Here is a 4,750-nt window from a genome sequence, read left to right on the forward strand (position 1 = left end):
TGCATTGTCAAGTCTTAGGCCCGACTCCCTTTTGTTTTCATCAGGGCCATGGCAGGCAAAGCAGTTGTCTGATAGGATTGGCCTGATATGGAAATTATAACTGATCTGGTCTCCTGATGACAGCGCTGTGGAATCGGATCTTTTTTCTGCGCAAGACAGCAAAGTCACCAAAGGAATCAATAATATATAGGATAATTGCCTTAGCATAATTTTGTGTGGGCTCTTATATTGTTAATAGTGAACAATTTGCTAATAATTACCTATATATACAAGCAATATTTGAAAATGCCTGAGGGTATAAAATACGTAGTTTTTAGTGAATAGTGTTTATCCAGCATTTATTTAGGAAGCTGAATTAATAACGAAAATATTAGAGATATGTATCCTTTGTGGCGGGGCCTTGAAAGCATACGAACAAGGCATGAGTAGATAGGGGCTAAAAAAATAGGCGCCAATTTGTGTGAGAGCGTAGGAAATAGATAGCAACAAAAAAAGGAGAGGTTGAAAACCTCTCCTTTTGAAGCAATGTATGGCTTTTGATTTGATTATGAATTTTGAACTTTTGAAAAGTCAAAATCATCAAGAAATTTAGTGGTGAAATTTCCGGCATTGAATTCCGGGTCTTCCAATAAAGCCAAATGGAAAGGAATGGTAGTTTTAATGCCATCAATGACAAACTCTTCCAAGGCACGTTTCATACGTACAATCACTTCTTCTCTGGATTGTGCACTTACGATAAGTTTAGCAATCATGGAATCATAGTTTGGCGGAATAACATATCCTGCATATACATGGCTGTCAATCCTTACGCCTTTGCCTCCCGGAAGGTGGAGGTTAACGATTTTTCCGGGGCTAGGTCTGAATCCATTCGCAGGATCTTCTGCATTGATTCGACACTCCATGGCATATAATTTCGGGAAGTAATTTTTCCCACTAATTTTTTCTCCGGCAGCTACTTTGATTTGTTCTTTGATTAAATCAAAATCTGTCACCTCTTCCGTTATTGGATGTTCTACCTGAATTCTGGTATTCATTTCCATAAAGTAGAAGTCTCGGTTTTTGTCTACCAAGAACTCTATGGTTCCGGCCCCTTCATAAGCAATTGCTTCTGCCCCTTTGATGGCAGCTTCACCCATTCTTTTTCTCAAATCATCAGTGATAAATGGAGAAGGAGTTTCCTCGACTAACTTTTGATGACGTCTTTGAATAGAGCAATCTCTTTCAGACAGGTGGCAGGCCTTACCGGCAGAATCTCCGATGATTTGAATTTCAATATGGCGTGGCTCTTCTACGAATTTTTCAAGGTACAAGCCATCATTGCCAAATGCAGCAGCAGATTCTTGTCTGGCATCGTCCCATGCCTTTTTGAAGCCCGCAGGGTCCTTCACAATACGCATGCCTCTTCCTCCACCACCGGCAGTGGCTTTAAGGATTACGGGGTAACCAATTTTTTCCGCTAAAGGTAGTCCCTCTTCTATGGAAGCTAGCAAGCCTTCAGAACCGGGAATGGTAGGTACTCCGGCTGCTGCCATGGTGGCTTTGGCTGTTGCCTTGTCCCCCATTTGATTGATCATTTCGGGACTTGCTCCAATAAATTTGATATTGTATTCTTCACAAATCCTTGAAAATTCCGCATTTTCAGAAAGGAAACCGTAGCCGGGATGAATGGCATCTGCATTGGTGATTTCTGCAGCAGCTATAATTCTAGGAATATTTAGATAAGAATCTTTGCTTGATGCTGCGCCTATACAAACCGCTTCATCGGCAAAACGTACATGTAAGCTGTCCTTGTCAGCAGTGGAATAGACAGCGACGGTCTTTACTCCCATTTCTTTACAAGTACGGATGATCCTTAATGCAATTTCTCCTCTGTTGGCTATTAATATTTTATTAAACACTTTATAAGGTCAGTTTGGTTAGAAAACGATCAATTCTGAGGTTCAACCAAAAAGAGAGGTTGGTCATATTCAACGGGGGAAGCATCATCTACTAAGATCTTTACGATTTTACCGGAAACTTCAGATTCCACTTCGTTAAATAATTTCATTGCTTCAATGATGCATACAGATTGGCCTTTTTGAATGGAATCACCTACATTGACAAAAAATTCTGCATCAGGATTTGGAGACCTGTAAAAGGTGCCAATCATGGGAGACTTCACTTCTAATAGGTTGTCTGCAGGGGCACTGCTTGATTCAGCCGGGGCCGGTGCAGAAGGCTGAACAGGTGCCTGAGCCGCTTGAGGTGCAGGACTTGCAGCCGGAGCTACGGCTTGAACTTCAGAATTCTTTTTAATGGAAAGCTTGAATTCATCTGTTTCTATTTTGACTTCTGCTAAACCTGAATTGGAGATAAAGTCTATTAATTCTTGTATTTCTTTTGCTTTCATAAATCTATTTCTTTGAGAGTTACCCGGTATTTGGCCACCCTGATTCAAATATACTTGATTTTATCTTAAGTAAAACTAGGTAAATTAGTAAATAATTATAGCGAAAAAAGGATTATTTAACTCTTTCAGAGTAGGAACCATCCCGCGTATCTACTTTAATCATTATGTCTTGGTCTACAAATAATGGAACCATTACCACAGCACCCGTTTCTAAGGTGGCAGGTTTTAATGTATTGGTAGCGGTATCTCCTTTGATGCCCGGTTCTGTGTAGGTAACCATTAATTCTACAAACGGGGGAAGCTCCACACCTAGTGGTGTTTCTGTTTCATCATGGATAAGAATATCTACCATCTGACCTTCTTTTAACAATTCAGGTCTTTCAATTAGTTTTTCCTCAATTGGAATTTGTTCGAAGGTGCTTGTGTCCATGAAGTGATACCCCATGTCATCATTGTAAATGTACTGATGGGGCCTTTTTTCTACACGTGCGGTTGTTATTTTCTCACCTGAACTAAAAGTTTTATCAACGACCTTTCCATTGGTAAGACTTTTTAGTTTGGTTCTAACAAATGCCGGACCTTTTCCGGGTTTTACATGTTGGAATTCAACAATTGTAACAATATCATGATTAAATTCCAGACAAAGGCCATTTTTGAAATCAGCAGTACTTGCCATATTTGCTTTGATTTTGGTTAAACGCTTTTAGGGTCATATCCCCATTTTAAATATACTGCTCCCCAGGTAAATCCACCACCAAAAGCAGCCAAAATTAAGTTATCTCCTTTTTTCAACTTGGATTCATAATCCCAAAGACATAGAGGTAAAGTGCCTGCTGTGGTATTGCCATACTTTTCAATGTTTAGCATTACTTTTTCAGGTCCTATCCCCATTCTTCTGGCAGTCGCATCAATTATCCTTTTGTTGGCTTGATGTGGTACCAACCAGGTGATGTCATCTGCAGTCAAATTGTTTTTTTCCATGATCTGAGCACTTACCTCTGCCATATTGGTTACAGCAAATTTAAATACGGTTGACCCTTCTTGGTAAACAAAGTGTTCTCTGCCGGTTACCGTTTCTATAGAGGCAGGCTTTCTACTTCCTCCTGCTTCTATTCGAAGAAAGTCTGCACCGGATCCATCCGTATGTAGCATAGAATCCATTACACCAAGATTTTCTTCAGTAGGCTCCAGTAATACAGCTCCACCACCATCACCGAAGATAATACATGTAGTTCTGTCCTGATAATTAACGATGGAGGACATTTTATCAGCTCCTATGATGATCACTTTTTTATGCGCGCCGGTTTCAATAAACTGACTCCCCATAGAAAGGGCATATAAGAATCCGGAACAAGCGGCAGAAATATCAAAACTATAACAGTTTTTTGCCCCCACATTGTGAGCGATAATATTGGCTGTTGCAGGAAATAGCATGTCCGGAGTAACGGTGGCACAGATAATCAAATCTATATCTTCCGGGTTGGTGTTGGTTTTTTCTAGTAAACCTTTGACTGCCTCCGTGCCGATGACTGAAGTTCCTTGGTTTTCACCTTTTAAAATTCGTCTTTCTTTGATACCTGTCCGACTGGTGATCCACTCGTCATTGGTATCTACCATGGTTTCCAGTTCTTTGTTGTCTAATACATACTCGGGTACCCAGGCATGTACACCTGTAATAACAGCTCTTTTTTTCATCTGATTGTTTCTAGTCTCATATTGGAAATGGTCCACCCTAACTTTCCTGCGATCTTTTATTGAAAGTTGTCAAGGGCAAATACCATTTTTAGTAACACTGTTTTTGTTAGCTGATGTCAACAGTATTAAAATTCGAATCCCAAAATTATTTAAAATGTCCTTGTCCACCAAGGATTTTGAGGATATGTGAAAAATAAATCATGATGAGAATCAATATATTAATCTATTTCGCTCTCAAGTTGTATCAGGACGGGAAAATTCCTAAATTATAAATTAGTGAAAACCTTCCCTATGAAATAATGAAACTTAGCGTAAATGGTAAAGAATATTTGGTGGAAGCAACCGAAAACCCTAGTCTGCTTGAGGTGTTGAGAGATCAATTGAACCTCACCGGAACCAAGTATGGTTGTGGAGAAGGAGCTTGTGGCGCATGCAAAGTGTTAATCAACGGTAACCCCCTTCCTGCTTGTATAACTCCGCTTACTTCAGTTGCCGGGAAAAATATAGTAACCATTGAAGGGATAGCACACCAGGGTGAGTTGCATCCGGTCCAAAAAGTATTTCTGGCAGAAGATGTTTTTCAATGTGGCTTTTGTGCCTCAGGAATGATCATTTCAGCTGTCGCTCTTTTGGAAAAGAACCCTGAAGCCGGTGTTCAGGAATTGA

At 40.0% G+C, this 4,750-nt stretch carries 6 protein-coding genes; 1 reads left to right on the forward strand and 5 read right to left on the reverse strand.

Annotated features, from left to right (window positions below; genetic code table 11):
- The 5 genes from AAC037_RS19905 to AAC037_RS19925 form a co-directional block, all read right to left on the reverse strand.
- Positions 1-207: c-type cytochrome domain-containing protein (locus AAC037_RS19905; RefSeq protein ID WP_339905078.1), on the reverse strand; the 207-nt coding region annotated here is incomplete at its 3' end.
- A gap of 338 nt (positions 208-545) precedes the next feature.
- Positions 546-1,898: an acetyl-CoA carboxylase biotin carboxylase subunit gene (gene accC, locus AAC037_RS19910; protein WP_339905080.1), complete on the reverse strand. Its 1,353-nt coding sequence runs from the start codon at positions 1,896-1,898 to the stop codon at positions 546-548.
- Positions 1,899-1,927: 29 nt separating this feature from the next.
- On the reverse strand, positions 1,928-2,389 hold the full coding sequence (gene accB, locus AAC037_RS19915) for an acetyl-CoA carboxylase biotin carboxyl carrier protein (RefSeq protein ID WP_339905082.1): 462 nt from the start codon (positions 2,387-2,389) through the stop codon (positions 1,928-1,930).
- Positions 2,390-2,501: 112 nt separating this feature from the next.
- Entirely contained in the window at positions 2,502-3,065 is a 564-nt protein-coding gene (efp, locus tag AAC037_RS19920; RefSeq protein ID WP_303612892.1) for an elongation factor P, read from the reverse strand.
- A gap of 17 nt (positions 3,066-3,082) precedes the next feature.
- A complete protein-coding gene (locus tag AAC037_RS19925) occupies positions 3,083-4,084 on the reverse strand; it encodes a beta-ketoacyl-ACP synthase III (RefSeq protein WP_339905084.1) in 1,002 nt (333 codons plus the stop codon).
- A gap of 299 nt (positions 4,085-4,383) precedes the next feature.
- On the opposite strand from AAC037_RS19925, the gene AAC037_RS19930 reads away from it, so the two are divergent.
- On the forward strand, positions 4,384-4,750 hold a 367-nt coding region (locus tag AAC037_RS19930), incomplete at its 3' end, for a 2Fe-2S iron-sulfur cluster-binding protein (RefSeq protein ID WP_339905086.1).

This window comes from uncultured Cyclobacterium sp., from assembly GCF_963976465.1.
Classification (GTDB): Bacteria; Bacteroidota; Bacteroidia; order Cytophagales; family Cyclobacteriaceae; genus Cyclobacterium.